26 protein-coding genes are annotated in these 26,047 nt (G+C 55.2%); 11 read left to right on the top strand and 15 right to left on the bottom strand.

Annotated features, from left to right (window positions below):
• Positions 1–267: 267 nt before the first annotated feature.
• The 9 genes from rhaB to rhaM all read left to right on the top strand — a co-directional run bounded on the left by rhaB (position 268) and on the right by rhaM (position 10,267).
• Positions 268–1,734, top strand: coding sequence for a rhamnulokinase (gene rhaB, locus AC007G_RS23565; RefSeq protein WP_032698450.1), 1,467 nt, complete (start codon positions 268–270; stop codon positions 1,732–1,734).
• Complete coding sequence (gene rhaA / locus AC007G_RS23570) at positions 1,731–2,990, top strand: L-rhamnose isomerase (RefSeq protein ID WP_180888795.1); 1,260 nt, start codon at positions 1,731–1,733, stop codon at positions 2,988–2,990. Before rhaB ends, rhaA begins: the two co-directional genes overlap by 4 nt.
• A gap of 168 nt (positions 2,991–3,158) precedes the next feature.
• Complete coding sequence (gene rhaD, locus AC007G_RS23575) at positions 3,159–3,989, top strand: rhamnulose-1-phosphate aldolase (protein WP_032698453.1); 831 nt, start codon at positions 3,159–3,161, stop codon at positions 3,987–3,989.
• Between the two features lie 176 nt (positions 3,990–4,165).
• Complete coding sequence (gene rhaS / locus AC007G_RS23580; protein ID WP_032690100.1) at positions 4,166–5,152, top strand: rhamnose ABC transporter substrate-binding protein; 987 nt, start codon at positions 4,166–4,168, stop codon at positions 5,150–5,152.
• A gap of 48 nt (positions 5,153–5,200) precedes the next feature.
• The gene (locus AC007G_RS23585; RefSeq protein ID WP_032698455.1) at positions 5,201–6,712 is read left to right on the top strand and encodes a sugar ABC transporter ATP-binding protein; all 1,512 of its coding nucleotides are present in this window, start codon (positions 5,201–5,203) and stop codon (positions 6,710–6,712) included.
• Positions 6,709–7,716 carry an ABC transporter permease gene (locus AC007G_RS23590; protein ID WP_163922789.1) on the top strand — a complete coding sequence of 336 codons (1,008 nt, stop codon included), beginning with the start codon at positions 6,709–6,711 and terminating at the stop codon, positions 7,714–7,716. The genes AC007G_RS23585 and AC007G_RS23590 overlap by 4 nt, the downstream gene beginning before the upstream one ends.
• Positions 7,713–8,717, top strand: coding sequence for an ABC transporter permease (locus AC007G_RS23595; protein WP_049264782.1), 1,005 nt, complete (start codon positions 7,713–7,715; stop codon positions 8,715–8,717). The genes AC007G_RS23590 and AC007G_RS23595 overlap by 4 nt, the downstream gene beginning before the upstream one ends.
• A gap of 90 nt (positions 8,718–8,807) precedes the next feature.
• Entirely contained in the window at positions 8,808–9,956 is a 1,149-nt protein-coding gene (fucO, locus tag AC007G_RS23600) for a lactaldehyde reductase (protein ID WP_032696649.1), read from the top strand.
• Complete coding sequence (gene rhaM, locus AC007G_RS23605) at positions 9,953–10,267, top strand: L-rhamnose mutarotase (protein WP_032690106.1); 315 nt, start codon at positions 9,953–9,955, stop codon at positions 10,265–10,267. The genes fucO and rhaM overlap by 4 nt, the downstream gene beginning before the upstream one ends.
• Before the next feature lie 94 nt (positions 10,268–10,361).
• Here the strand turns inward: rhaM and AC007G_RS23610 are convergent, their stop codons facing one another.
• From AC007G_RS23610 to AC007G_RS23645, 8 genes are all read right to left on the bottom strand, one after another.
• Positions 10,362–11,627 carry an MFS transporter gene (locus tag AC007G_RS23610; RefSeq protein ID WP_032696650.1) on the bottom strand — a complete coding sequence of 422 codons (1,266 nt, stop codon included), beginning with the start codon at positions 11,625–11,627 and terminating at the stop codon, positions 10,362–10,364.
• Positions 11,628–11,669: 42 nt separating this feature from the next.
• Complete coding sequence (locus tag AC007G_RS23615) at positions 11,670–13,793, bottom strand: alpha-galactosidase (protein WP_094898570.1); 2,124 nt, start codon at positions 13,791–13,793, stop codon at positions 11,670–11,672.
• Between the two features lie 113 nt (positions 13,794–13,906).
• On the bottom strand, positions 13,907–14,902 hold the full coding sequence (locus AC007G_RS23620) for a substrate-binding domain-containing protein (protein ID WP_032690112.1): 996 nt from the start codon (positions 14,900–14,902) through the stop codon (positions 13,907–13,909).
• A gap of 105 nt (positions 14,903–15,007) precedes the next feature.
• On the bottom strand, positions 15,008–16,285 hold the full coding sequence (locus AC007G_RS23625) for an MFS transporter (RefSeq protein ID WP_032696653.1): 1,278 nt from the start codon (positions 16,283–16,285) through the stop codon (positions 15,008–15,010).
• Positions 16,282–16,773 (bottom strand): NanQ anomerase/TabA/YiaL family protein, encoded by a 492-nt coding sequence (locus AC007G_RS23630; protein WP_032696654.1) that lies wholly within the window; start codon positions 16,771–16,773, stop codon positions 16,282–16,284. The genes AC007G_RS23625 and AC007G_RS23630 overlap by 4 nt, the downstream gene beginning before the upstream one ends.
• A gap of 15 nt (positions 16,774–16,788) precedes the next feature.
• The gene (locus AC007G_RS23635; RefSeq protein ID WP_099973694.1) at positions 16,789–17,712 is read right to left on the bottom strand and encodes a dihydrodipicolinate synthase family protein; all 924 of its coding nucleotides are present in this window, start codon (positions 17,710–17,712) and stop codon (positions 16,789–16,791) included.
• A gap of 17 nt (positions 17,713–17,729) precedes the next feature.
• Complete coding sequence (locus tag AC007G_RS23640) at positions 17,730–18,941, bottom strand: PfkB family carbohydrate kinase (RefSeq protein WP_032696656.1); 1,212 nt, start codon at positions 18,939–18,941, stop codon at positions 17,730–17,732.
• A 227-nt stretch (positions 18,942–19,168) separates the two neighbouring features.
• Positions 19,169–19,717 carry a helix-turn-helix domain-containing protein gene (locus tag AC007G_RS23645; RefSeq protein WP_032696657.1) on the bottom strand — a complete coding sequence of 183 codons (549 nt, stop codon included), beginning with the start codon at positions 19,715–19,717 and terminating at the stop codon, positions 19,169–19,171.
• 100 nt (positions 19,718–19,817) lie between these two features.
• Between AC007G_RS23645 and AC007G_RS23650 the strand changes: the two genes are divergently transcribed.
• The gene (locus tag AC007G_RS23650) at positions 19,818–20,477 is read left to right on the top strand and encodes an AzlC family ABC transporter permease (RefSeq protein WP_064385841.1); all 660 of its coding nucleotides are present in this window, start codon (positions 19,818–19,820) and stop codon (positions 20,475–20,477) included.
• Positions 20,477–20,800, top strand: a complete 324-nt coding sequence (locus tag AC007G_RS23655) for an AzlD domain-containing protein (RefSeq protein WP_032690115.1) — start codon at positions 20,477–20,479, stop codon at positions 20,798–20,800. The genes AC007G_RS23650 and AC007G_RS23655 overlap by 1 nt, the downstream gene beginning before the upstream one ends.
• A 41-nt stretch (positions 20,801–20,841) precedes the next feature.
• On the opposite strand, the gene AC007G_RS23660 is transcribed toward AC007G_RS23655, so the two are convergent.
• From AC007G_RS23660 to AC007G_RS23690, 7 genes are all read right to left on the bottom strand, one after another.
• Entirely contained in the window at positions 20,842–21,396 is a 555-nt protein-coding gene (locus tag AC007G_RS23660) for a P-loop nucleotide/nucleoside kinase family protein (protein WP_032690116.1), read from the bottom strand.
• A complete protein-coding gene (locus AC007G_RS23665; protein ID WP_032690117.1) occupies positions 21,393–21,830 on the bottom strand; it encodes a PTS sugar transporter subunit IIA in 438 nt (145 codons plus the stop codon). Before AC007G_RS23665 ends, AC007G_RS23660 begins: the two co-directional genes overlap by 4 nt.
• A gap of 9 nt (positions 21,831–21,839) precedes the next feature.
• Positions 21,840–22,109 carry a hypothetical protein gene (locus AC007G_RS23670; RefSeq protein ID WP_004869323.1) on the bottom strand — a complete coding sequence of 90 codons (270 nt, stop codon included), beginning with the start codon at positions 22,107–22,109 and terminating at the stop codon, positions 21,840–21,842.
• Between the two features lie 66 nt (positions 22,110–22,175).
• Positions 22,176–23,018 carry a class II fructose-bisphosphate aldolase gene (locus tag AC007G_RS23675; RefSeq protein WP_032696659.1) on the bottom strand — a complete coding sequence of 281 codons (843 nt, stop codon included), beginning with the start codon at positions 23,016–23,018 and terminating at the stop codon, positions 22,176–22,178.
• A complete protein-coding gene (locus tag AC007G_RS23680; protein ID WP_032690118.1) occupies positions 23,005–24,372 on the bottom strand; it encodes a PTS sugar transporter subunit IIC in 1,368 nt (455 codons plus the stop codon). Before AC007G_RS23680 ends, AC007G_RS23675 begins: the two co-directional genes overlap by 14 nt.
• On the bottom strand, positions 24,365–24,679 hold the full coding sequence (locus tag AC007G_RS23685; protein WP_032690119.1) for a PTS sugar transporter subunit IIB: 315 nt from the start codon (positions 24,677–24,679) through the stop codon (positions 24,365–24,367). The genes AC007G_RS23680 and AC007G_RS23685 overlap by 8 nt, the downstream gene beginning before the upstream one ends.
• A gap of 11 nt (positions 24,680–24,690) precedes the next feature.
• Positions 24,691–25,671: a 6-phosphofructokinase gene (locus AC007G_RS23690; protein ID WP_032698474.1), complete on the bottom strand. Its 981-nt coding sequence runs from the start codon at positions 25,669–25,671 to the stop codon at positions 24,691–24,693.
• Positions 25,672–26,047: the final 376 nt, after the last annotated feature.

The raw sequence follows: 26,047 nt of genomic DNA on the forward strand, positions 1-26,047 counted from the left end.
TAGTAATTAAGGGTCCGCAATCCGGCCTTCAATTTTTGACCGCAAAATTCGTAAAACCTGCCGCTTTTTCAAGAAACAGCCGGAAAGATCGGGAACTGCGGACAACATCACATCCTCTTCCCTGACGCTCATGAAGAGAAACTGTGACCTCCCTCACGGTCATCTTTGCTTTCTTGCCAGCCGCCTGTTTTCCCTGTCAGTGGCAAGAAGGTGCGCGATTCACGACTTTTTTAGACTGCTGACAATGATTTTTACAAGGATCTCCCCATGAGCTTTCGTCATTGTGTAGCCGTTGATTTAGGCGCCTCCAGCGGGCGGGTGATGCTTGCCAGCTATGAATGCGGGCCGCGTACGCTAACGCTGCGCGAAATACACCGCTTTACCAATAGCCTGCAAAAGGTGGATGGCTACGACTGCTGGGATGTCGACCGTCTGGAAGGCGAAATTCGCCGCGGGCTGGTGAAGGTCTGCGAGCAGGGTATCCTCATCGACAGTATCGGTATTGATACCTGGGGCGTGGATTATGTCCTGCTGGATAAGCACGGCGAACGCGTGGGCCTGCCGGTCTCCTATCGTGACTCACGTACCCATGGCCTGATGCACCATGCCGAAGAGCAGATAGGCCGCGCCGAGATCTACCGCCGTAGCGGCATTCAGTTTATGTCCTTCAATACTCTTTATCAGCTCCGCGCGCTGGTTGAACAGCAGCCGGAGCTGGTCAGCCAGGTTTCGCATGCGCTGCTGATCCCTGACTATTTCAGCTTTCGCCTCACCGGCAATCTGAACTGGGAATACACCAACGCCACCACCACCCAGTTGATCAATATTAACAGCGATAGCTGGGATGAAGAGCTGTTGAACTGGAGCGGAGCGCCGCGCGAATGGTTCGGTACGCCGACGCATCCCGGTAACGTGATCGGTCACTGGATATGCCCGCAGGGCAACGCCATTCCGGTGGTGGCCGTCGCCAGCCACGATACCGCCAGCGCGGTGATCGCCGCGCCGTTGGCCAGCAAAAACGCCGCGTATCTCTCTTCCGGCACCTGGTCGCTGATGGGCTTTGAAAGCAAAACCCCCTACACCGGCAGCGACGCGCTGCAGGCGAATATCACCAATGAAGGTGGCGCCGAAGGGCGCTATCGGGTGCTGAAAAATATCATGGGCCTCTGGCTGCTACAGCGGGTGCTGAAAGAACAAAACATCAGCGACCTGTCGGCGCTGATCGCCCGTACCGCTCCTCTTCCGGCCTGCCGTTTCGTCATTGACTGCAACGACGAACGCTTTATCAATCCGGCCAATATGAGCGCCGAAATTCAGTCCGCCTGTCGCGAGTCCGGGCAGCCGGTTCCCGGCGATGACGCCGAACTGGCGCGCTGTATTTTCGACAGCCTGGCCCTGCTCTACGCCCGCGTACTCCGCGAACTGGCCCAACTCCGCGGCCAGCCGTTCAGCCAGCTGCATATTGTCGGCGGCGGCTGCCAGAACGCGCTGCTTAATCAGCTGTGCGCCGACGCCTGCGGCATCACGGTGGTTGCCGGGCCCGTAGAGGCCTCTACGCTGGGCAATATCGGCATCCAACTGATGACCCTGGACGAATTGAATAACGTCGACGATTTCCGTCAGGTGGTATGCCGCAATGCCGCGCTTACCACCTTTACCCCCAATCCTGAACATGAAATTGCCCGTTTCGTGGCGCAGTTTCAGCCACAACAGACTAAGGAGCTTTGCGCATGACCACTCAACTTGAACAAGCCTGGGATATTGCTAAACAGCGCTACGCTGCCGTTGGCGTGGATGTCGAGGAGGCCCTGCGTCAACTGGACCGGCTACCCGTTTCGATGCACTGCTGGCAGGGCGATGACGTCGCCGGCTTCGAAAACCCGGAAGGGAGCTTAACGGGCGGGATTCAGGCCACGGGGAACTATCCGGGCAAAGCCCAGAACGCTGGCGAGCTGCGCGCCGACCTTGAGCAGGCGCTGAGCCTGATTCCGGGGCCGAAACGCCTGAATCTGCACGCGCTCTATCTGGAATCAGACACGCCGGTGGCGCGCAATGAAATCAAACCACAACACTTCCGCAACTGGGTTGAGTGGGCCAAAACCAATAAGCTGGGGCTGGATTTTAACCCCTCCTGTTTCTCCCACCCGCTGAGCGCAGATGGTTTTACTCTGTCGCATGCCAACGACGAAATCCGCCAGTTCTGGATCGATCACTGTAAAGCCAGCCGCCGTATCTCGGCCTGGTTCGGCGAGCAGCTGGGCACCCCGTCGGTGATGAATATCTGGATCCCGGACGGCATGAAAGATATTACCGTTGACCGCTTTGCCCCGCGCCAGCGTCTGCTCAATGCGCTCGATGAGGTCATCAGCGAAAAACTCGACCCGGCGCATCATATCGATGCCGTAGAGAGCAAACTGTTCGGTATCGGCGCGGAAAGCTACACCGTCGGCTCCAACGAGTTCTACATGGGATACGCCACCAGCCGCCAGACCGCGCTGTGCCTCGATGCCGGCCACTTCCACCCGACGGAAGTCATCTCCGACAAAATCTCCGCCGCCATGCTGTATATCCCTCGGCTGCTGCTGCACGTCAGCCGTCCGGTGCGCTGGGACAGTGACCACGTCGTGCTGCTGGATGACGAAACCCAGGCGATCGCCAGCGAAATCATCCGTCACAACCTGTTCGACCGCGTGCACATCGGTCTCGATTTCTTCGACGCCTCGATTAACCGCATCGCGGCATGGGTGATTGGCACCCGCAACATGAAGAAAGCGCTGCTGCGCGCCCTGCTGGAACCGACGGAACAGCTGCGCCAGCTGGAAGCTGACGGTGACTACACCGCCCGTCTGGCCCTGCTGGAAGAGCAGAAGTGCCTGCCATGGCAGGCCGCCTGGGAGATGTACTGCCAGCGTCATGATACCCCGGCCGGTAGCCAGTGGCTGGATAGCGTGCGGGCTTACGAAAAAGCGGTTCTGAACCAGCGCAGATAATGCCGGATTTCCCCCGGGTCGCGGCTGACGCCTTACCCGGGCTACGGATCGGCGCATTCTGCTCATCCGGATAAGCCGTTTACGACGCCATCACAGGACCTACGGCAGATAAACACCCTATTTACGGTGAGGGCAATTCCCGCACCAAATGAACAGGAATACAAGACTATGCAGAACATCATCAACGCCTGGTTCGTCCAGGGCATGATTAAAGCCACCTCCGATGCCTGGCTGAAGGGCTGGGACGAGCGTAACGGCGGTAACCTGACGCTGCGCCTCGACGAAGCGGATATCGAACCGTTCGCGGCCGATTTTCACGCTAAGCCGCGCTACATCGCCCTCAGTCAGCCGATGCCCACGCTGGCGAACCAGCCGTTTATCGTCACCGGCTCCGGCAAATTTTTCCGCAACGTCCAGCTCGATCCTGCGGCCAATCTCGGCGTGGTGAAGGTAGACAGCGATGGTGCGGGATACCACGTGCTATGGGGACTGACGGACGATGCGGTGCCGACCTCTGAATTACCGGCGCATTTTCTCTCCCACAGCGAACGCATCAAGCTGACCAACGGCAAAGACCGCGTGATCATGCACTGCCACGCCACCAACCTGATTGCCCTGACCTATGTACTGGAGAACAACAGCGATCTGTTCACCCGTAAACTGTGGGAAGGCAGCACCGAATGTCTGGTGGTCTTCCCGGACGGGGTCGGCATTCTGCCGTGGATGGTGCCGGGTACCGATGAAATTGGCCAGGCCACCGCCCAGGAAATGCGCAAACATTCGCTGGTGCTGTGGCCGTTCCACGGCGTCTTCGGTAGCGGCCCGACGCTGGACGAAACCTTCGGTCTCATCGATACCGCCGAGAAGTCAGCCGAAGTGCTGGTGAAAGTCTATTCGATGGGGGGCATGAAACAGACCATCACCCGCGAAGAGCTCATCGCCCTGGGCAAACGCTTTGCGGTACAACCCATGCAGTCCGCGTTAGACCTGTATCAATAACAACATCGCGCCCCGCTCACCGAGACGGGGCGAACTCTGTCACCTGCAAATCATTCCCCGAGTAAGTCGCACTGCAGGAAGGGGGCGGAGTCCACGGATGGACGGGTCGTACAAGCCAACGCATCTGTCATGTGCATGACAACGGGAATCTAACTCAATCATGTGGAGTAAAAGCAATGAAAACAAAGACAAGCTTGATCCTCACCGTTGCCATTATGGCGTTGTCCGGTTCTGCTTCCGCGGAAGTGAAAATCGCCCTCGTGGCGAAATCGTTGGGAAATGGATTCTTCGAAGCCGCGAACGTCGGCGCCCAGGAAGCGGCCAAAGAGTTAGGCGATGTGAAAGTGATTTATACCGGCCCAACCACCACCACGGCAGAAGCGCAGATCGAAGTGCTGAACGGATTGATCGCCCAGGGAGTGGATGCGATCGCTATCTCCGCCAACGATCCTGATGCCGTGGTCCCGGTACTGAAAAAAGCCATGCAGCGCGGTATCAAAGTCGTCTCCTGGGATTCCGGCGTAGCGCCGGCGGGTCGGCAAATCCATCTCAACCCCTCCAATAATGCCCTGATTGGCGAAACCAACGTCCGGCTCGCCGCCGAAGCGTTAAAAACGCTGAATGTCGATAAAGGCGATGTGGCCGTGTTAAGCGCCACGCCGACCTCGACCAACCAGAATATCTGGATCGAGGAGATGAAAAAGGTGCTGCCAAAGTACCCGTCCGTCAATCTGGTCACCGTGGCCTACGGTGACGATCTGTCGGATAAGAGCTACCGCGAAGCGGTGGGCCTGCTGAAGTCGTATCCCGATCTGAAAGTGATCGTCTCGCCTTCTTCGGTCGGGATCGTTGCCGCCGCGCAGGCGGTCAAGGATCAGGGCAAGATTGGCAAGGTCTACGTGACCGGGCTCGGGCTGCCGTCTGAAATGGCCGGGGCGATTAAATCCGGCGCCAGCAAAAGCTTCGCTATCTGGAACCCTATTGATCTGGGCTACGCCGCCACATATCTGGCCGACGATCTGGTTAAAGGGACAGCGAGTAAAACCGAAGCCAGTATGGGCAAGCTGGGTAAAGTACAGCTGGATGCCGACGGCAACGGCGCGATGGCCGAGCCGTTCGTTTACGATGCCAGCAACATCGATAAATTCTCAAAAATCTTTTGACCCCGTTCCCCTCACCGATTCAGGGAGGGGAAAAACTGGAGAATTATCATGATGGCATCCACTCCTCTGCTGTCGCTTAAGGGCATCACCAAGGTTTTCCCCGGTGTGCATGCCCTTGAGAACGTACAGCTCGATCTCTGGCCCGGCAAAGTGACCGCCTTAATCGGTGAAAACGGCGCCGGCAAATCCACGCTGGTCAAAGTCATGACCGGTATTTATCAGCCCGAAGAGGGCGAGATTCTCTATAAAGCGATCCCTATCCAGCTGCCGAACCCGGAGTCGGCGCATAAGGTGGGGATCACCGCGATTCATCAGGAAACCGTGCTGTTCGACGAGCTGTCGGTCACCGAAAATATTTTCGTCGGCCAGTATCTGCATACCGGCCTGCTGAAGAAACTCGACTGGCCCGCAATGCACCGCAAAGCCCGCGAAATTCTCACCCGCCTTGAGGTGCAGATTGACCCACGCGCGACGCTGAAAACCCTCAGCATCGCCCAGCGTCATATGGTGGCGATTGCCAGGGCGCTCTCCTTCGACGCCCAGGTGGTGATTCTCGATGAACCCACCGCCGCCCTCTCGCAGCATGAGATTCTGGAGTTCTATCAAATCGTTGAACGTCTGAAGCAAGACGGGAAAGCGATTTTGTTTATCTCGCATAAGTTTGACGAAATTTTCGAACTGGCTGATTACTACACCATTTTGCGCGACGGCGTCTTCGTCAGCTCCGGCGCGATGAATGACATTACCGAAGAACGGATGGTGGCGATGATGGTTGGTCGCGCCATCACCCAGACCTACCCGAAAGTCGAGTGCACGCCGGGCGAAACGGTCCTGGAGGTGAAGAACCTCTGTCATCCCACCGAGTTTGCCAACATCCATTTTTCGCTGCGTAAAGGTGAAATTCTGGGCTTCTACGGCCTGGTCGGCGCCGGGCGAACCGAGCTGATGCAGGCGCTCTCCGGGGTATCTCGTCCCGCGAGCGGAGAGATCGTGCTGAACGGTAAAACCATGCACTTCCGCCAGCCAGCGGACGCCATCCGGGCGGGTATTGTCTGCGTGCCGGAAGAGCGGCAGAAGCAGGGGGCGATTATTGCCCTGCCAATCGCCCAGAACATTAGCCTGCCGCAGCTAAGTCAACTCAACCCCAATGGCGTATTGAACGCCACCCGCGAATGGCAGCTGGCGAATAAGTATGCCTCACGTCTGCAGGTCAAAGCGTTTAACTGGCAGCAGACGGTAGAAACCCTCTCCGGTGGCAATCAGCAGAAAGTGGTGATCGGCAAATGGCTGGCCACGCACCCGGAGGTGATCATCCTCGATGAGCCAACCAAGGGGATCGACATCGGTTCAAAAGCGGCGGTGCATCAGTTTATGTCCGAACTGGTAGGCCAGGGGCTGGCGGTGATCATGGTGTCGTCGGAGCTGCCGGAAGTCATGGGGATGGCAGACCGCATCATCGTGATGCATGAAGGGCTGATGGTGGCCGAATATCGCGCCGGGGAGGCAACGGCGGAAACCATCGTCAGCGCCGCCAGCGGCCTCGGTCGGGAGGCAGCATAATGGGGCGACAACTGCTTAAACACCGTGAAGCGCTGCTGGCTGTCGTCATCATTATGATGATCGGCGCTATCGGCAGCCGGGCGCCGTCATTTATCACTCCCGGTAATCTGGTGGAGATGTTTAACGACACCGCCATTTTGATCATCCTTGCCCTCGGTCAGATGATGGTGCTGCTGACCAAAGGCATCGATCTGTCGATGGCCGCCAATCTGGCGCTGACCGGGATGATTGTCGCGCTGCTCAACGCCCACTATCCCGAGGTACCGGTTTGGGCGCTGTTGGTTCTGGCAACCCTGCTGGGCCTGCTGATGGGGATGATCAACGGCCTGCTGGTATGGCGGCTCGGCATCCCGGCCATTGTGGTCACCCTCGGTACCATGAGCATCTACCGCGGCATTATCTTCCTGCTTTCCGACGGCGGCTGGGTCAACTCGCACCAGATGAGCGCCGATTTTCTCGGCCTGCCGCGCGCCTCGCTGCTTGGGCTACCGCTGCTGAGCTGGTGCGCCATCGCCGCGCTGCTGCTGGTGGGCTACTTTCTGCGTTACAGCCGTACCGGCCGGGCACTGTATACCGCAGGCGGCAACGCTACCGCGGCGTATTACACCGGGATTAATGCGGGGAAAATGCAGTTCATCAGCTTCTGCCTCTCCGGCGCGCTGGCGGGCTTTTGTGGCTACCTGTGGATCTCGCGCTTTGCCGTCGCCTACGTTGACGTTGCCAACGGTTTTGAATTACAGGTCGTGGCCGCCTGCGTGATTGGCGGCATCAGTACGATGGGGGGAACCGGGCGCGTCATCGGCTGCCTTTGCGGCGCGCTGTTCCTCGGCATCATCAATAATGCGCTGCCGGTAATTGGTATCTCACCGTTCTGGCAAATGGCGATCTCCGGCGCGGTCATCGTTATCGCGGTGGTGCTCAATGAGCGCGGCAACAAGCGACACGGGCGGTTAATTCTGCGCAGTGCGGTGGTTGCCGCGCAAAAACAGACGGTGAAATCATGAGTAAAATAATGACCCCGGAAGAGATGATCAACGTCGCACCTGCGCCGTCACCGCTGCGCCGCCTGCTGTGCTGGGAGGGATTTTTACTCGCGGTCACGGTGGTGGTTTTCGTGGTCTGCGCGCTGGCCTCGCCCTACTTCCTCAATATCTGGAATCTGTCGGACGCCACCTTCAACTTTACCGAGAAGGCGATTGTGGTCCTGCCGATGGCGATGTTGATTATTGCCCGGGAAATCGACCTCTCGGTCGCCTCCACCATGGCGCTGAGCTCAACGGTGATGGGCTTCTGCGCGGCGGCGGGGATCGATACGCCGCTGCTGGTCGTCGTCGGGCTGGGGGTGGGTCTGCTGTGCGGTCTGTTTAACGGCCTGCTGGTCACGCGCCTGAATCTGTCGTCGATCGTCATTACCATCGGCACCATGAGCCTGTATCGCGGTATGACCTACATTCTGCTGGGCGACAAAGCGCTGAACCACTATCCGGACAGCTTCGCCTGGTTCGGCCAGGGCTATGTGTGGGGCGCGCTCTCGTTCGAGTTCGCGCTGTTTATTCTTCTCGCCATCGCCTTTGCTTTCCTGCTGCACAAAACCAACTTTGGCCGCCGCACCTACGCCATTGGCAATAACCCGACCGGCGCCTGGTTTTCCGGTATCAACGTGAAGCGCCACAACCTGGTGCTGTTTGCGCTGGTCGGGCTGATGTCCGGGTTAGCCGCCGTGCTGCTGACCTCCCGACTTGGCAGCACCCGCCCGACCCTGGCGATGGGCTGGGAGCTGGCGGTCGTAACGATGGCGGTACTCGGCGGCATCAATATTCTCGGTGGTTCCGGCAGCATGGTGGGGGTGATTATCGCCGCCTTCCTGATGGGGCTGGTGACCTTTGGCCTGAGCCTGCTCAACGTGCCGGGCATTGTTATGTCAATCATCATCGGCGCGATGCTGATTGTGGTTATCTCGCTGCCAATTATTACGCGGCGAGTGATGCAGCGAAGACGGATCTAATGCCGGACGGCGCTGCGCCTACGAGAGAACAGGCCCACGCAAACGCAGCGCCGCCGGGCATAAAAATCACGGTAATTAAGGAGAATTATGATGAGTTTTATGTTGGCACTTCCCAAAATCAGCCTCCACGGCGCGGGCGCTATCGGTGATATGGTCAAGCTGGTAGCGAATAAACAGTGGGGCAAAGCGCTGATCGTCACCGATGGCCAGTTGGTCAAGCTCGGGCTGCTGGACAGCCTGTTCGCCGCGCTGGATGAGCAGCAGCTGTCTTATCATCTGTTTGACGAGGTCTTTCCCAATCCCACCGAGGCGCTGGTACAACAAGGCTATGCGGCGTATCGGGAGGCCGGGTGCGATTACCTCATCGCCTTTGGCGGCGGCAGCCCAATCGATACCGCCAAAGCGGTAAAAATCCTCACCGCTAACCCGGCGCCTTCCACCGCTTACTCCGGCGTCGGCAAGGTGAAAAATGCCGGCGTACCGCTGGTGGCGATTAACACGACGGCCGGTACCGCGGCAGAGATGACCAGCAACGCGGTGATTATCGACTCCGGGCGTCAGGTCAAAGAGGTGATTATCGATCCGAATATTATCCCGGATATTGCGGTGGATGACGCCAGCGTAATGCTGGATATTCCGCCATCCATCACCGCCGCAACCGGGATGGACGCTCTGACCCACGCCATCGAAGCGTTTGTTTCCGTCGGCGCCCATCCGCTTACCGACGCCAACGCGCTGGAGGCCATTCGCCTGATATCCCGGTGGCTACCGAAGGCCGTTGAGGACGGGCATAACCTCGAGGCGCGCGAACAAATGGCATTCGGCCAGTATCTGGCGGGCATGGCATTTAACAGCGCCGGACTGGGGTTGGTCCATGCGCTGGCGCATCAGCCAGGCGCCACCCACAATCTGCCGCATGGCGTATGCAATGCTATCCTGCTGCCGATCATCGAAAATTTTAACCGCCCGAACGCCATCGCTCGCTTTGCCCGCGTGGCGCAGGCCATGGGCGTGGACACCCACGGTTTGAGCGATGAAGCCGCCAGCACAGAAGCCATCAACGCGATTCGCGCACTGAGCAAACGGGTCGGAATCCCGCAAGGTTTCAGCCAGCTTGGCGTCACCAAAGCCGATATCGAAGGCTGGCTGGATAAGGCGCTGGCTGACCCCTGCGCGCCATGCAACCCGCGCAGCGCCAGCCGCGATGAGGTCCGTGAGCTCTATCTGGAGGCCTTATGATCCGCAAAGCCTTTGTCATGCAGGTCAATCCCGACGCGCATGAGGAGTACCAGCGTCGCCATAATCCCATTTGGCCGGAGCTGGAGGCGGTACTCAAAGCACAGGGCGCGCATCGCTACGCGATTTATCTCGATAAAGAGCGCAATCTGCTGTTCGCCACGGTGGAAATTGAATCTGAGGAGCGGTGGAATGCGGTCGCCAGTACCGATGTCTGCCAGCGCTGGTGGCAACATATGCGCGATGTGATGCCTGCCAATCCGGACAACAGCCCGGTGAGCGCGGAGCTCAAAGAGGTGTTTTATCTCGCTTGAATCGCCCGGAAACCGGGTATAAAAAACGACGCCGCGGGTCACTGCGGCGTCGTGCCTGGCGCTCGGCCACGCCGGGTTATGGCCAACTGCACGATCAGGTCGTCATCGCCTTGCCCTCTACGCTGCCCTGGGGGGCTTTACCTGATAATGTGATAGCCGAGATAAGCGTGACCACCAGCGCTATTCCGCCAAGGATCATATAGGTGTCCTGGAAGCCAATCCGGTCATACATATTGCCGGCAAACGCGGAGAGGAAAATCGCCGCCACCTGTTTGGCAAACTGAAAACCGACCAGGTAGATCGTCGCCGACAGTCGAGTATCGAAGACGCCGGTGATGTATTTAAAGGCCCCCACCAGCAGGAACGGAACCTCGAGCGCATGGAGCATTTTCAGCGCCACCACTTCAGCGGCCGTCGTGGCGAACGATGAACCGATCATCCTTGCCGCCATCACCATCCCGGCAATCAACAAGGTATTTTTGGCGCCGATACGGTTAATAATCCATGGTGAGCAGAACATGATAATAGCATTGCAGATCTCCCCGGCAGTGGTGGCAAAACCAAACGCCCTCGTGCCTGCCTCCGGGGTGGTAAAGAAGGATTTAAAGAAGGTGGCGAACTGCTGATCGAACACGTCATAGACACAGGCCACGCCAACCACATACAAAATAAACATCCACATTTTGCGCTGGCGGAACATGCGCACCGCGGTTTTCAAATCCACAGCGGAACGATTGGCCCCCAGAGAGCCCAGCACCTGGGTCGCCTGACTGGCCTGCGGCTTAGCTATCGCCACCAGTACCAGCAGCAGCAAGGCCGCGACCGATCCCATCCAGAAAACCCATTCCGGGTTGACGCTAAACAACATGCCTGCCGTGGTCGCGCACAGCGCCCATCCCAGGCAACCGAAGGTACGCGCTTTGCCATACTCAAACCCGCTATTCCGGCTGACGCGCTCGATGTACGCCTCCATCGCCCCGGCGCCCGCGGAAAACACAAAGCCGATATAGGCACCGCCGCTTAACGCGCCGACCCAGATATTGGTTTTCAATAACGGAGCAAACACGTAGAGGAAGAACGGCGCAATCAGCACCAGCAGGACGGAGACGACCCACATCAGATGCTTCTTTAGCCCCAGCTTATCCGAGATAACGCCCAGCACCGGCTGAAAACAGATCGCAAACAGAGACAGGCTGGAAAACACAATACCGGTCTCGGTTTTGTTCAGTCCGATAACGTCCGATAGCCAGATCGGCAGAAACGGAAAACAGGTGGCCATGATGAAAAAGTAGAGAAAGAAGAACAGCCCGAAAATCCAGAAGTTAGGGTTGTTTTTATGGGTACAGGCGGTCGGGTTCATTTTTATATTCCTCAATAAGGGCCGCCGGGCGGCCCATTGCCATCACACGCGTTGCAGACCAATCAAAATGGCGCTTTCCGGGTCGAGAATCGGCAGCGCCAGTCCCGCCTGTTGCAACCACTCGCCGCTTACCGTCTGCGGTGAGGTCATCCACGCCGGCAGCTTGCGCATGGTGTGGCCGCCCTCCCCCGTTATCTGAATATTCGGGTGATCAAGGAGCGTAATGTGATACCGCGCCCCCGCCTCCAGGCCCGCGATGCGCAGCGGCGCCATCAGGCTGTAATCCGGCATCGCCAGTTGGCTCACCAGAAACAGCGCCTGCCCCTTATCTTCGCTGACCACGCCGTGTGCGAGGGTAGTAGTGTCCGGCATATCCAGCCGCCACTGCACGCCATGGTGAATCACGTCGCGCCACTGCTTATGCAGCGCCGCATACTTGCGGTAGCCGGCACGCTCCTGTTCATCGGCGCTCACCGGATCCAGCTCCAGCCCCATATGACCAAACAGCGCGGTCAGGCCGCGAAAAGCGATACTGTGCTGGCGGAAGGTGGCGTGACAGTGACGGTTGCCGATATGGGCCCCCATCACTTCCGGCGGGAAGAAATAGCTCATGCCGCGCTGGATGGTATTACGCTCCAGCGCATCGTTATTGTCTGAAGCCCAGAAGCGGTGGCTGCGTTTAAGCACCTCGTAATCAATGCGTCCGCCGCCGGAAGAACAGGATTCAAACTCGATCTGCGGGAAGCGGGCCACTAAGGTATCCAGCAGGCGATAAAACTGACGGGTTTGCGCGTCGGCCGCCGCTTTGCCGTTATGCGCCGGCTGCACCAGCTCGCGGTTCATATCCCACTTCACGTAATCAACCGCATGTTCGCCCAGCAGCCAGCTCATCCGCTCCAGCAGATAATCGAACGCCTGAGGGATATTCAGGTTCAGAACATACTGATGACGTCCGGTCGGCGCCTTATAGCCCGGCAGCGCCAGCACCCAGTCAGGATGCGCGCGATATAAATCGGAGTTCGGGTTAATCATTTCCGGTTCAACCCAGATGCCAAACTCCATGCCCAGCGACTTCACATGCTCAATCACCGGCGTCAGACCATTGGGATATTTCTTCTCATCGAGATACCAGTCGCCGAGCGCCGCCCAGTCGTCGTTGCGCCCTTTAAACCAGCCGTCGTCAATGATAAATCGCTCGACGCCCAGCGCCGCCGCCTCATCCGCCATGCGCATGATGTATTGCGGATCATGGTCGAAGTAAATCCCTTCCCAGGTATTGAGATGCACCGGTCGCGGCTTATTGTCCGGAAAACGAATGATCTGCTCACGCAGATAGCGGTGGAACTGCTGGCTCATACCGTTCAGCCCCTGAGCGGAATAGCTGGCATAGAGGCTGGGTGTCCACAGCGTTTCCCCTTCCGCGAGCGCCATTTCGCCCGGCAGATACAAGGCTTCCGCCTGCAGGTAGCGGCGGCCGTCGGTTTTCACCTCCGCCCGCAGACGGTGGTTACCGCTCCAGCCCAGATGCACGCCCCAGACCTCTCCCTCCATTTCGCAAAACGCCGGGCTACCGGTAATCAGCGCCGGGAAATGTTCATGGGAGGTGCGTCCGCGGCGATTTTCCAGCACAAAACTGTCGTGCTCAAGGGTCAGACGATGCGGCTGAAATTCGCGAATCCAGCGGCCGTGGAACGCCATAACTTCGCGGGCACGTTCGGCAACCGGGAGCGTCACGGCCAGGCGATCGACCTGCCAGGGCTGCGAGCGAAGATTGGTTAAGCCATGTCGGACGCGCAGGACGCCGCTGCTATCGAGCTCAATCTCGCTATCCAGACGCAGACCGGCCTGCTTGTCTTCGCTGGTCAGCGTTAAGCGCTGCTCCTCGTGGAAAATCCCGGTAGTCACAAAGACCGGCGAACCATCCAGGCCCTGACGATGCCCTTCAATTCCCGGCGCGCCGAACAACCCGTGGCCCAGTTCGGCCATCAAGGTGACCGGCGAGTCAACATCAAGGCGACCGTTGGCGATCGGGCGAGCAAGTGTGTCAGCATCCTGCGGCGAAAAGTGAGCTAAATGCGGCCCCCAGTAGATAATTTCGGCGAACGGCTGGGTTTTGATTACCACATCAACCGTGGCGCTTTGCAGACGTAAAATCGAATCAGACATCAGACATCTCCACAACAAGGAATGTCTTACTGTTGATCCGAAACGTTTCGGGTAACAACCAAAACGTTTCGGATCCGTGATCGAGTGCAGAAATTAGCGTTGTAGAAAGACGATCAGGCGGTTTCGCCAGGGATGAATTCAGGTTGCCAGAGCACCTGTAAAGAGGAGAGATCGTCACCGGCGATCAGCCGCCGGACCATCTCTGCAATCTGCCGGCCGACGCCCTGACGGGTGGACTGAACCACCGCAGCGACCGGAGTATCGATAATGCTGTCCTGCGGCAATCCGTCATAAACCACTAATGACACGCGGCTATCGCCGGTCAGGCGACCCAGCTGCGAGAGCGCCATCGCCGCGCCGTCGCCGTGGGTATTGCAGTCAGTGACGATCGCCGTCGGCGGCTCCGGCAGGCGCAATAGCTCCAGCGTAGCCTGGTATCCGCCGCGTCGGGTGGGCGACACGCTACGCAGCCAGCTATCGGACAGACCCGCTTCACGCAAGGCGTCCAGGTAGCCGTTACGCCGCTGAATGATAAACGCCTGGCTGTTGTTTTCCCCCAGCAGGGCGATGCGCCGATGGCCCTGGCTGATTAAGTGGCGGGTCGCGCGATACGTCCCGGCATAATTATCGAAATCAAACCAGGCGTAGGGCTGCGGCAGGCGGCTGCGACCAAGAGCGAGGAACGGGAACCCGGAGGAGAGCAACTGCGTCAGACGCGGATCGTCATCCAGCGTGTGCGCCACGATCAGCGCATCGACTCGCCGGCTTTGCACCATGCGCATATAGCCATGTTTATCCGCCTGCTCATCATCCGCGATCAGCAGCAAATCAATTTCATAACGCGCCAGCTCATGGCTAATCTCCCCGACCATCTCGAGAAACACCGTGTTATTCAGCGGAGCCGGACGTACGGGGAACACCAGACCCACGGCATCGATTTTGCCCATTTTAAGACGCCTGGCAAAGGTATTGGGCCGATAGCCGCGGCGTTTCGCTTCTGCCTCGACGCGGGCTCGCGTCTCCTGCGACACGTCATCATAGCCGTTTAATGCCCGGCTGACGGTGGTGACCGAGATCCCAAGTTCTTTAGCAATGGCTTTCAGCGACATATGTATCCCTGTCTTCGCGGAGAATGCGGCTAGTTTCCCGCAATACGGAGATGGCGTCCAGCAACAGCGACAAAGCGCCGACCGGCGCTTTGTTTGAGTCAAGAACTACTGCGCCAGAGGTTTGCGCACAAAGAAGCCATAGAGACAGGCACCAAGGAACAGCAGGCAGCCGCCGAGAATAAAGACATTGGTGAACTGGCCGGTAGCATCAAGGATAATCCCGGTGATCACGGGTGCCAGCGCGGCACCGAGGAAACCGCCAAAGTTCTGGATCGCACCGAGAGAAGCAACCTGCTCTTTTGGCGCCATATCCGCCGCCAGCGCCCAGATAACCCCGGACGGCATTTGCGAGCAGAAATAGCCCAGCGTCAGCAACGTAATCGCGGTACCGCTGTTGCTGACAAACGGAATAGGCATCACAAAACAGGCCGCCATTGCCGCACCCAGCACAATCGGCACCTTCCGCGCCGTTACCGCCTGAACGCCTTTACGCACCAGGCGGTCAGAGAGCATCCCACCACACAGGACACCAAGAATACCGGCGAAGAACGGAATTGATGCAATGAAACCCGTTTGCTTCAGGCTGAAGCCCAGGGACGTTTCCAGATAGCCAGGCAGCCACGTCAGATAAACCCAGATAGTAAACATGATGCAGAAGTTGCCAGAGATCATGAACCAGGTTGTTTTGTTGCGAAACAGCGCGCCCCAGCTTACCTGCGGTTTATCCGCCGTAGTCACAGCGACTTTACCGGTATGGATCAGCATAGCTTCCCGCGCGTCCGGGTCGCGATAAAACTTCAGCCATGCCAGCACTAACGGAATCCCCAGCAGACCAACGGCGATAAACATCCCGCGCCAGCCTACCCACAACAGCAGAATGGTCAGCAGCGGAGGTGCAATAGCGTTAGCGATTTGCGAACCGGTATTGATGATCGATGTCGGTAGTCCGCGTTCTTTATCGGAAAACCAGCTCTGAGTAATCTTGATACCCGAGGTAAAGAACGGCGATTCAGCGACCCCCAACAGCACCCGTAGACCATAGAAAAAACTGTAAGTATTTACAAACCCCATCAAAAAAGTCACGGCGGACCACAGAGTCAGCGCACCGGTGAACATCTTCTTAGGACCGAAGCGGTCGACCAACCAGCCCGCTGGTAGGTTCGCCAGCGCATAGGGCCAGAGAAACGCCGATAGTAGCAGACCCATTTCGGTACCGGAAAAACCAAACTCCTTCGAAATCGTGGTATTGGCGATACTCAGGTTGGCGCGGTCAAGATAGTTCACTACCGCAGCCAGCAAAAGAATTAAAATAATCCCCCAGCGGCGACGGGAGAGTTTCGGAGGTGCAACTGCCGTGGCGGCAGTCGAATTTACTATGCTCATACCACCTCCTCAAGTAACGCACGATCGATTTTGATGACCGCTTTACGCAGAGGGGTTATCCCGCCATCCTGCGGATGGCAACACGGTCGATGGATATCTTCCGGGAAGAAAATCACGAACATACCGGGCGTTAACGTTACCTGCGTCTCTTCTTCTTCAACCTGCCAGAACATAATGTCCTGTTGCGGCGTACGGTCATCCACAACGCAATGCAGTCCGCTTTCTACGCGACTGACCCCCATGCGCTCATGGCCGGAGATCAGATATTGAATATCGATAAATTGACGGTGCGACTCCGGGCGCGCCTCTGCAAAAGGTACGCTGTCCATCTCCTGCAACAGACAGAATAGCTGGCCGGGGATCAGGTCGATTTTACCCGGCGCGAAATCCTGAAAATCGTTCTTAGCGAGGAAAGCCAGCGCCTGACGAATTACCGGATGGTAGGCTGATGCCTGCTCTGGCCATGCCTTAAGACTGGTTACGATCATAATGGCATCCTCTGCTTAGCCCACGATACGCTGACGCCACTGTTCGGTTCCGGCACGAATCTGGTCGAGAATCACCGTCAGCCCCCAGAACTTTTTCAGCACATCGTCCTTGTTAACCCGACAGGTGATACTGTCAAAAGTCCCCAGGCGCTGATGATAGATTTTGGCGTTTTTCGGATAGCCCAGCGTTTCAGTTACAGCCCCCAGAGAGAGGAAAATCGCCAGTTCATCGGCTAATACGCGTTGGTTTTTCCCCTCGCGCCACAGCCAGCTGTATAGTTCAGGGTGGAAGTTGGTAAACACGCCGCTAAAGCCCTGTGACCCCGCCAGAATCGCAGGCCAGGCAATCGCCGCGTTAGCGTTAATGACGTTAAGCGGCGTACCCTGCGCCAGGCGTACGCGACGTTCAACGGTCGCCAGATCGCAGCTCACGTCCTTCAGCACAACGAAGCGGCCGCTCTTAGCGCACCAGGTAAATTCATCATCACTAAGCAAGCGGCGATAGGGCGCCGGGCACTCGTAAAGGCCGAGTGGTAGCGAGGCCGGCAACGTTTCTAACAGCGTGTTCAGCGTTGCGTAGAAGACTTCGCTGCCCTCATCACGCGGATCGAGGTGGTTAGTCACCAGTACCAGAGCATCAATGCCGGTCTGCGCCATCGCCAGCAGCTCGGATTTTTGCGCTTCAATATCATCACTGATATGGCCAGAAGCGATAACCGGAATACGGCCATTCACGTGCTGTACCACAAAATGCGCCAGCTCAACGCGTTCTTCTAAAGAAAGGAACTGCATTTCGCTTGACTGGCAGACGGCAAACAGCGCATCAACTCCCTTCTCCAGATACCAGTCGATTAATTTCGCCAGCGCCGGATAATCAATCCGATCGTCAACTGTAAATGGCGTCAACATTACTGGAACAATACCGTTGATCGTTTTCATATTATTTTTTCCCGAGTTCAGAGGGTACGCAGTCGTGCGTTTGCCTGTTCAAAATCAGGCATGTTGGATGCCCCTTCTAGTTCAACAGCCAGAGAGGCGAAGGCGGAGGCCCAGGTTGCGGCCTGCACCAGACTGTTTCCGGCGGCAAGCGAGGCTGCCAGCGCACCGTTAAAAGCATCGCCGGCACCGGTGGTATCTACGGTGACGGCTGGGAAAGCGCGAATATGGCTGAACTGCCGGTTATCCAGCAGCAGTGCACCGCGCGACCCCATCGTAATCAGCACTTTTTTAGCGCCTAGTCCGGCAATACGTAGCGCTGCTTCTTTTGCCGAATCAAGATCGTTAATTTCGATTCCCGATAATAATGACGCTTCCGTTTCATTCGGCGTAATGACATCTACAAAGGGAATGCTGGGGATAATTTCAGCCGAATAGGGAGCAGGATTAAGAATAACTCGCTTACCCAGATCATGAGCGATCTTAATTAGCGAATGAGTGGCATCGAAATTATTTTCCAGCTGAACTAATAAAACGTCAGATGAAGACAATTCCGGAATAATGGTCTGAATTTCATTATAGGTAACAGTCGTGTTCGCTCCAGAATAAATAGCAATCATATTTTCGCCATTCTCTTGAGAAACGTAAATAATCGCATTGCCGGTTGGTTCACTCTCTGACTGATATAGCGTGTAAGAGTGGATTGCAGAGCGAGTTAAATGATCTGCCGCTAAATTACTAAACTGATCTTTACCCACCTTGGCAACAAAATGTACCTGAGCACCGGCTTTACTGGCAGCCGTTGCCTGGTTCGCACCTTTCCCACCCGGCCCCAGGCTGCTGCCCTGCGCCATTAGCGACTCCCCTCCTCTCGGGAAGCGTTCGACCTTAGCCACAATGTCAACATTGAACGAGCCAAATACACATACCTTACCCTGCATAAATTTTCCTTTTTGTCGCTCATCGCCTGGTGATTTGCGGTGATTAACAGGTTGCAGCAGCACCTCAAAACTATCTCCGGTTTCAGAAATAAGTTCAGCCTGCAAACTACGCCGTGAAATAATTGCTCCGCCATAACAACGCTGCACCAACCCCATCTCTGAAAGAGTATTTAAGTCGCTGCGTATAGTTTCTTTTGTGACATTAAAATGAGCAGAAAAATAATTTACATAACCCCGCTCGTGCTCATCTAAATATTGCAAAATAGACTTTCTACGTTCTTCAAGAAACATAATTAACCCCGATATCACCATTGCAGTATACGAACCACCTAAGGGCGGAAGAGTGATATCAATCCCATGTTTCCAGACGAAACGGAAGCAAACAAAAATGACAAAAGGAGTGAGTAGAAAGAGATATTCCTGATGCTATAGGATATTAAACAATATATCTGTCATTAATATATTTAGCGACATAACATTCTGCATATTACGAATATATACGCAGAATGTTATTGAAATTAATTATGCTCAGCCACCAACAGCGCCTGAGTATCCGGTTCCAGCGCCTGGAAAACATGTTCCTGATCCGCCGGATAGCAGATGTAATCTCCTTCACCTAGCTCTTCCGGCGCTTCGGTCAACCCGACCCGCGCGCGCCCCTGAGTAATAATAATATGCTCAACCGAACCCGGTGGATGGGGGTGAGAAATTCGGTCAGCGCCTGGCTGCGTCAGTAATAAATAGATATCGCGGCGGGCACCCGGCGGACAACTCGCCAGCAAAATAGCCTGGTAATGGGCCTGTTCGGCCACCACTTTGGTTCCTTCTCCGCGACGCAATACCTGTGTCTTTTGCGCCTGCGGCTCCAGCAGCTGCGCAAAAGGGATATCCAGCGCGACGCAGAGGGCCCACAGGGTCTCCAGGCTCGGATTACCGTTGCCCGATTCCAGCTGCGATAACGTTGATTTAGCAATACCCGCCCGGCGCGCCACTTCCGCCAGCGACAGCCCGGTACGTGCACGTTCACGTACCAGACTTTTGGCAATCAGGCTAATTGGCTGTGTCATACACGGCTCCACGTTTTTTATATCGAACGATTCGTTCGTCTTGAAAATCGATACTGATGCGTTCATTATAATGGAAATTCGTTCGATATGGCTAAATAGTATGAAGCAGCACCTCTCCTGTCTCAAAGCAGACACTATCAAAGCGATAGCGTTAGTGTGCCTGGCAGTCGGCATCGTCGGCATGTCCTACGGTTCGCTGGCGATAGCCTATGGCTTCCCGGTCTGGGTTCCGTTTGCGCTCTCCCTTTCGGTACTGGCAGGCGCCTCAGAATTTATGTTTATCGGCATTATCGCCAGCGGCGGGAACCCGCTAGCCGCTGCGGCGGCAGGCCTGCTGGTCAACGCCCGTCATATTCCGTTCGGCGTCACGGTGCGCGACCTGGTCGGCAAACGCGGCGTCAGCCTGCTGGGTTGCCATATTATGAATGATGAGAGCGTGGTGTTCGGGCTCTCGCAAAAAACGCCGGAACAGCGTAAAGCCGCCTACTGGCTGTGTGGCCTCGGCGTGGCGATGATCTGGCCCGCAGGGGCACTGCTCGGCGCCATGGTCGGCAAGCTGTTACCCGACCCGGAAACCATTGGTCTGGATGCGGTATTCCCGGCTATTTTGCTGGCGCTGGTCATTCCGGCGTTTAAGAAGCGCACCACCTTAATTCGCGCCTGCAGCGGCGCAGCGCTATCCCTTGCCACCGTTCCCTTCGCTCCGGTGGGTTTGCCGGTGCTGCTCTCTCTGTTTGGTTTGATGACGAGGAAAAAATAATGGCTGATATCACGCTGTTCATCGTCGGCATGGCGATTTTATCGGCAGGAACCTATTTGATGCGCCTGGGCGGGGCGAAGCTCGGCAGTCGTTTAGCGCTTTCTGAACGATCTCAGGCGCTGCTTTCCGATGCGGCAACGGTGTTGCTGTTTTCTGTGGCCCTGGCGACCACCTTTTATGAAGGTGAACATTTTGCTGGCATGGCACGAGTGCTGGGCGTCGGTTTCGCCGTTTTTCTTGCCTGGCGCAAGATGCCGCTGATCGTGGTGATTATTTCGGCGGCGGTGGTCACGGCGCTGCTGCGTCTGGCCGGGCTTTCATAGGCCGGACAGGCGTAAGCGCTATCCGGCAATCAGACGCTCCGTCAACCTAGCGTCTGCTTAATCCACGCCGATAGCCTGACAATATCCAGCGGTTGCTGTTGATCCACCGTGAAGACCGGGCCAAATCGCATCGGCTCAGCCCGTTCAGCCAGCAGGGCAAGTTCCGGCAGATATTCTTCTCCGGGGTGTCCCGCGCGACGCTCCTGCAGGCGCGTGGCATAGCGTGACACGGCAAGCTCAGGGGAGATTTGATTCCAGATCTCAACCACTTTCTCAACCCCCGCCTGATGCAGCAACCGCTGCAGAGTTTCCCGGGGCTGGAAACCGAACCAGGCGTCGATTAACCAGATAACGTTGGCTGGCGAATTCCCGATGATCGACCAGATAACCTCGTAGGCCGCGCATCCCAACTGACGGTTAAAAGGCCGATCGATGTCGGTAAAGCACGCCATAAACGGCTCTTTAATCTCATCGATGGTCAGGAGCGGCAGGCCAAAGGTTTGCGATAGCGCCTGGGTTATCGTGCTCTTTCCCGAAGCGGGGATGCCGTTAATTAAGATCACGGTTTTACAGCCTGCAGTGAGATGTCTGTTCATAACAACGCAATCACCTCTTCTCTGGTACTGGCGGCGCGAAGCCTGGCCATGGTTTCGTTATTGTCCAGCAGCGCAACAATCGCCCGAATTCCCTCTTCAATATGCGCATTACTATCCTGAGCGCCGAACATAATGACGATATCCGCTCTGTCGCTTCCGGCAAATTGAATCGGTTTATCTAATACCACCAGACTGAAGCAGTTTCGCTTCACCCCGCACTCCGGTCTGGCATGGGGAATGGCAATCCCCTCTTCGAATACGTAATAAGCTCCATGATTGAGAGTATTATCAATAACCGCTTTACTATAACTCTCAGAGATATACCCGTTCGCCACCAGGGGACTGGCGGCAAGCTCAATCACCTTGCGCCAGTCAGACTCCATCACGCCGACCTGAATCGCATCGGCCTCAATCAGCAAATCTTTTATGGTCATTACGCCTCCCTAGATATTACGGCGAATAATATTGCGTAACTCATCAATACGAATAAATAGTGCGTCGATATCCTGACGATGTATTTTGCTTTTAGCATACACCGATAGCGCCCTGTTATACTTCAGCATCAATGCCTTCTGGATTTCACCATTGCCAGGCTCGCCCTGCAGTTCATTTTCCAGCGTCTTTATTTCCTCAGCCAGCTCACGGGACAGCCGATCATAATCCTGCGGCGGATGATTCTCTTTTTTCCACAACGCTTTCAGTGATTGAAACATAATCTTCTCCCGCCCTGACGGGTGCAGGGCTAACCTGGTAATAACAATCTATTATTGCGGTTTGGACTATTTAAATAATTCCATTTTTTCCATCAGCACCTGCGTGACCGCATTATTGGCGGGAATTAAAAACTTACGCACGCTGTCATTAACCTTGCCTTTTTCAAAAGTGGTTTTACATTGGTCAACCCACTGCACGTTCATTTCTGTGCCCACATTGACCTTATTAATCCCTTCAGTCACCGCTTTACGCATATCCTCATCACTGACGCCGGTACCGCCGTGCAGCACCAGCGGAACGCCCGTAGCCCGGCTAATCTCCTTCAGGCGCTGATGCTGGATCTGCGCCTTTCCGGTATAAAGGCCGTGCACCGTACCGACGGATACAGCCAGCATGTCAACCTGGGTCTCATTTACAAAGCGCGTGGCGTCTTCGACGGTGGTAAAACAGATATCCTCTGCGGCAACGGCTTTACCATCTTCTGAACCCCCGATGGCGCCCAGCTCCCCTTCCACGGTGATATTCCGCGGCCGCGCCATTTCCACCACAATCCGCGTATTGCCGATATTTTCTTCGAGCCCCAGGTGTGAACCGTCATACATAACCGATGAAAATCCGGCATTCATGGCCGTTTCAATCGCGCTGATATCAGAACAGTGATCCAGATGCAGACAGGTTGGCACATTTTCACTTTCCGCCAGTGAGCGGACGGCATCCACCAGTAAACGATAGCCAAGATATTCCGCCGTACCGGTCGAGATTTGAATCATTAAAGGGCTATTGCTCTTTTGCGCAGCTTTAAAAAAAGCCGGTAGCATTTCAATACAGTGCAAATTAAATGAGCCAATAGCTTTGTAATTTCTTTGCTGGGCGACTTTCAGAATATCGTTGAAATTATACAGACTCATGAATATTTTCCCCTTTAGGCTTAGATGATGTACCGTTTACGAACCATGCCAGTGCGGCGACAAAAACAATAAACAAGGCGACAAATAACCAGTTATTCTGCAAGGCATGGCCTAATACCAGCCCTGAACTAATGACATCTGAATCACTGAATGTGACGCCGGTAAAACCGTAGCTTTCAAGCATCGGTACCAGAATGGCAGGCAGGAAAGTAATAAACAGACCGTGAACCACGCCGCCAATCATTGCCCCGCGACGCCCCCCCAGCGCATTACCAAAGACGCCCGCCGTACCGCCGGCAAAGAAGTTGGTTAACAGTCCCGGGAGGATCATCGCCAGGCCAAACATCGGGAAGACCAACATGCCGATGATCGAACCCACGGTAGTCGCCAGGAATCCCACGATGACCGCGTTCGGGGCATAAGGGAACAGTACGGGGCAGTCCAGCGCTGGTTTCGCATCCGGAACAATACGCATGGCAATACCGCGAAAAGCCGGGACCAGTTCATTCAGTAATAAGCGCACGCCGCTGTAGAGGACAAAGACCCCTGCCACAAACTGAACAGACTGCATAAAGGCATACATCATGTAGTTCACGCCGCCGGAAAACTGGGCGATATACTCTGGTCCGGCCGCCAGCGCCGGAATCAGGTACATGGGGACCATCACCACCGCCATGGCGAGATAGGTATCCTGCAGAAACTTGAAGTTATCAGGCAGTTCAAGATCTTCAGTGGAACGGGAGCCTTTACCCACCACTTTGGCCACCGCTGCCTGGACTAAATATCCGATGGTGCAAAAATGGCCGAGAGCCACATCGTCAGAATCGGTAATGCGTCTGACCACCGGCTGCGCTAATGCCGGCATCAGTACCGCCATGACGCCGCCAAAGATACCGCCGGTCAGGATCAGCGGCAGCCCGGTCAGCCCGGCTTTGTAGCCAATCACCGTGCCAATCGTCGCCATCCACAGCAGCGCCTGCCCGGTGAGGAAGATATATTTCAGCGGCGTCAGGCGGGCGATAATAATGTTAACGGCAAAGATCACCATCAGCGTCAGCGCCACTTCAGAACCCAGCTCCCGATTCGCCAGACCGGCGATAGCGGCAACATCGGTGATGTATCCTTTCATCCCGAAACCGTGGGTGAAGATATCGTTAAGGAAGCTCAGGGTGGCGACAATAATATTAATGCCGGCCATCATAATTAAGAACCCGAGCAGCGTTTTAAATGTCCCCTCTACTGTTTTACCCACTGACTTCTTCTGTAAGATCAGACCCAGCATGGCAATAAACGCGATTAATATCGAAGCCTGGCCGAGCAAATCTTTGACAATAAACTCGATAAAGCTATTCATGATCGGCCACCTTCAGATTACGCTCCTTCAGGAATGAGACGATTTTTCGCTCAATTTCATCTTTATCCGTCAGCTTGTTGAGGACCACCACTCGTTTTATTTCCTCTTCAGTAGCGTCGGCAGTTAATATGTCGGCAAATGTTTTTTGCGTCAGAATAATGTCAGATTTAAATGCTCCAGCTTCAGATACGGTGGTATGTTCAATATGTGCAGGAATTTCCAGCTTCTTTAATACTGCTTTCGCCGTCATTTCGATGGCAAAGCTTGAACCGAGGCCGCAGCCACATACGCAAAGAATTTTCAGCATGTAGGGTCTCCTCAAATAATATTGAGTTGTTTGGCAAGTTTATAATGATGTCCTTCGATATCTACCAGACGTTTTTTCATACTGACTAAGTCAATTGGAATAGGTTTATTGCTTGAATTTATAATAATGGCTTTATTTTTCATTCCTGACTGAATACAGCGAACAACTTCATTCGCCATGATCGTGCCCTGGTAAATTTCTTCGCAGGTCGGGTCGCCGCTGCGCAGTCCATAGCCGATGATGGTTTTACGGATGCGGACACCGATGCGTGGCTCAAGCTGCTTGATCATCGTATCGATAGCCCCTTGAAACCCAGGTGAATACTCCCTGGTGTAACCTTCAGAGCAAAGTATCACCACGCTGTTTTGCTCGCGAAGCTTGCCTCTGACGCGCTCAGCCAGATCCTCTAATGGCATCTGTGCTTCCGGGATCAGCGCAATATCGGCATTACTTTTAATCGCTGACTGCAGCGTTAGCTCTCCACAATACCCTCCTAATATTTCAACCATAAACACCCGTCCAGGTAATGCCCTGCCGGTATTTCTTAAACGAGAAACCTCCTTGATAATTTGTTCGCAGGCTGTAGAAAATCCGATAGTATAATCACTACCGTATACATCGTTATCGATAGTCATCCCGACACCGAAACAGTTAATATCAAATTCGCTAAGCGTATTAAGGAACTGTAGGCTACCATCACCACCGGCCATAATAAGTACATCAAGGCGCAGTGACTTAATTTTCCTGGCTATAGTTTCATACTCATTTCTCAGCAATTTGCGAGTGGTTCGGCCGGACGTAATAACAGGCAGTGAACAAATAGAGAAATCGACAAGATCCCGCCAGGCGATGTCCTGGTGATTTTTATCGAGCAGCCCTGGTATTCCACCATTAAAAATGGTGATCTCCGCGCTCGCGAGTTTCGCAACCTGAAAAATGAAATTATTAATTCCAGATACATCGCCGCCGCTAATAACAATACCGATTTTCATGGTCACCACCGTCATATTTGCTTGCCCACATTTATCCCTAAGTTCAAGACCTGGATTTGCAATCAAGATCACATAATTATGATTAATTTATCCGTTGTAACGATTGACAGATATAAATATGGAGTGTTTTTTGTGATGAACATCTCACTTAAAAGATGAGATCGTCTTAACAGTTATTTTTAAATAACTTTATTATTCATTAGGTTAAATATTGAGAGGAGAGCGCGTCATTTTGCTTGCCAGAGGCTTAACCTCGTTGCCAAAAGCAAAGAAGAGAAACGTGATAAACACCACATTTTTTTGAGGAGAAGTGGAGGCGTTGGGTGGAGGGATTTCACGATGATGAAAGCACAAAAACAAAAAAAGCGCCCGCAGG

This window comes from Klebsiella sp. CSG-1 (genome assembly GCF_056521145.1).

Coding starts and splice junctions, on each gene's coding strand:
- rhaB (WP_032698450.1), top strand. CDS start 268: ATGAGCTTTCGTCATTGTGTAGCCGTTGATTTAGGCGCCTCCAGCGGG.
- rhaA (WP_180888795.1), top strand. CDS start 1,731: ATGACCACTCAACTTGAACAAGCCTGGGATATTGCTAAACAGCGCTAC.
- rhaD (WP_032698453.1), top strand. CDS start 3,159: ATGCAGAACATCATCAACGCCTGGTTCGTCCAGGGCATGATTAAAGCC.
- rhaS (WP_032690100.1), top strand. CDS start 4,166: ATGAAAACAAAGACAAGCTTGATCCTCACCGTTGCCATTATGGCGTTG.
- AC007G_RS23585 (WP_032698455.1), top strand. CDS start 5,201: ATGATGGCATCCACTCCTCTGCTGTCGCTTAAGGGCATCACCAAGGTT.
- AC007G_RS23595 (WP_049264782.1), top strand. CDS start 7,713: ATGAGTAAAATAATGACCCCGGAAGAGATGATCAACGTCGCACCTGCG.
- fucO (WP_032696649.1), top strand. CDS start 8,808: ATGAGTTTTATGTTGGCACTTCCCAAAATCAGCCTCCACGGCGCGGGC.
- rhaM (WP_032690106.1), top strand. CDS start 9,953: ATGATCCGCAAAGCCTTTGTCATGCAGGTCAATCCCGACGCGCATGAG.
- AC007G_RS23610 (WP_032696650.1), bottom strand. CDS start 11,627: ATGAACCCGACCGCCTGTACCCATAAAAACAACCCTAACTTCTGGATT.
- AC007G_RS23615 (WP_094898570.1), bottom strand. CDS start 13,793: ATGTCTGATTCGATTTTACGTCTGCAAAGCGCCACGGTTGATGTGGTA.
- AC007G_RS23620 (WP_032690112.1), bottom strand. CDS start 14,902: ATGTCGCTGAAAGCCATTGCTAAAGAACTTGGGATCTCGGTCACCACC.
- AC007G_RS23625 (WP_032696653.1), bottom strand. CDS start 16,285: ATGAGCATAGTAAATTCGACTGCCGCCACGGCAGTTGCACCTCCGAAA.
- AC007G_RS23630 (WP_032696654.1), bottom strand. CDS start 16,773: ATGATCGTAACCAGTCTTAAGGCATGGCCAGAGCAGGCATCAGCCTAC.
- AC007G_RS23635 (WP_099973694.1), bottom strand. CDS start 17,712: ATGAAAACGATCAACGGTATTGTTCCAGTAATGTTGACGCCATTTACA.
- AC007G_RS23640 (WP_032696656.1), bottom strand. CDS start 18,941: ATGTTTCTTGAAGAACGTAGAAAGTCTATTTTGCAATATTTAGATGAG.
- AC007G_RS23645 (WP_032696657.1), bottom strand. CDS start 19,717: ATGACACAGCCAATTAGCCTGATTGCCAAAAGTCTGGTACGTGAACGT.
- AC007G_RS23650 (WP_064385841.1), top strand. CDS start 19,818: ATGAAGCAGCACCTCTCCTGTCTCAAAGCAGACACTATCAAAGCGATA.
- AC007G_RS23655 (WP_032690115.1), top strand. CDS start 20,477: ATGGCTGATATCACGCTGTTCATCGTCGGCATGGCGATTTTATCGGCA.
- AC007G_RS23660 (WP_032690116.1), bottom strand. CDS start 21,396: ATGAACAGACATCTCACTGCAGGCTGTAAAACCGTGATCTTAATTAAC.
- AC007G_RS23665 (WP_032690117.1), bottom strand. CDS start 21,830: ATGACCATAAAAGATTTGCTGATTGAGGCCGATGCGATTCAGGTCGGC.
- AC007G_RS23670 (WP_004869323.1), bottom strand. CDS start 22,109: ATGTTTCAATCACTGAAAGCGTTGTGGAAAAAAGAGAATCATCCGCCG.
- AC007G_RS23675 (WP_032696659.1), bottom strand. CDS start 23,018: ATGAGTCTGTATAATTTCAACGATATTCTGAAAGTCGCCCAGCAAAGA.
- AC007G_RS23680 (WP_032690118.1), bottom strand. CDS start 24,372: ATGAATAGCTTTATCGAGTTTATTGTCAAAGATTTGCTCGGCCAGGCT.
- AC007G_RS23685 (WP_032690119.1), bottom strand. CDS start 24,679: ATGCTGAAAATTCTTTGCGTATGTGGCTGCGGCCTCGGTTCAAGCTTT.
- AC007G_RS23690 (WP_032698474.1), bottom strand. CDS start 25,671: ATGAAAATCGGTATTGTTATTAGCGGCGGCGATGTATCTGGAATTAAT.